This window comes from Microbacterium sp. BF1 (assembly GCF_019279095.1).
GTDB classification, from domain to species: Bacteria; Actinomycetota; Actinomycetes; order Actinomycetales; family Microbacteriaceae; genus Microbacterium; species Microbacterium maritypicum.
Genome location: NZ_JAGYWT010000725.1, coordinates 1 through 883 on the forward strand (window position 1 = coordinate 1; position 883 = coordinate 883).

At 69.6% G+C, this 883-nt stretch carries 1 protein-coding gene; it reads left to right on the forward strand.

All coding sequences use genetic code 11. The features are described from left to right. On the forward strand, positions 1 to 849 hold an 849-nt coding region (locus KZA10_RS16340), incomplete at its 5' end, for an iron-containing redox enzyme family protein (protein ID WP_218683416.1). Positions 850 to 883 lie beyond the last annotated feature (34 nt).

Sequence of the window (883 nt, forward strand, 5' to 3'; positions counted from 1 at the left end):
GCCTCCGCGTACGGGTCACTCCCGCAGCTCGACCCCGATCTGGAATGGGACCCCGCGCTTGTGACCACCCGGCGCATCCTCGAGGCGGCGTTCGAGCGCGAACTGCGTGCCGGCGTGCCGATGCCGAGCCTGCCGGAGCCGACCGTCGATGCCGTCGGTCGGTCGCTCTTCGCTCTCGCGGAGGCCGACACGGGGCCGAGCCTTTCCCGGTACTTCGTCAAGAAGGCCACCGCGACGCAGGCGCAGGAGATGCTCATCCAGCGCTCGGCATACACGCTGCGCGAGGCGGACCCGCACTCCTGGGCTATCCCCCGACTGGACGGACGCGCCAAGGCCGCGCTCGTCGAGATCCAGTCCGACGAATACGGCGGTGGCCGTCCGCACCGTGTGCACGCTGCGCTCTTCGCGCGCGCCATGCGGGCGGCAGGTCTCGATGACACCTACGGTGCGTATGTCGACGACCTGCCCGCCGTCACTCTCGCCTCTCTCAACATGATGTCGATGTTCGGCCTCAACCGCCGCCTGGTGGGTTCGATCGTCGGCCACCTCGCCGCCTACGAGATGACCTCGTCGATCCCGTGCCGTCTGTATGCCGACGGCCTGCGCCGTCTGGGCTTCGGCTCCGACGTCTCGGACTACTTCGACGAGCACGTCGAGGCCGACGCGGTGCACGAGCAGATCGCCGCGCGAGACCTCGCCGGCAGCCTCGCCGAGGATCACCCCGAGCTGCTGCCCGACATCATGTTCGGTGCCGCCGCGTGCCTGACCGTCGACGGATGGGGAGGCGCGCACATCCTGGACGCCTGGTCCACGGGCACTTCCTCGCTTCGCACGCGGATGCCGTCATGAGCGCCGGCCACGACCGCCCGACGATCACGCCGTA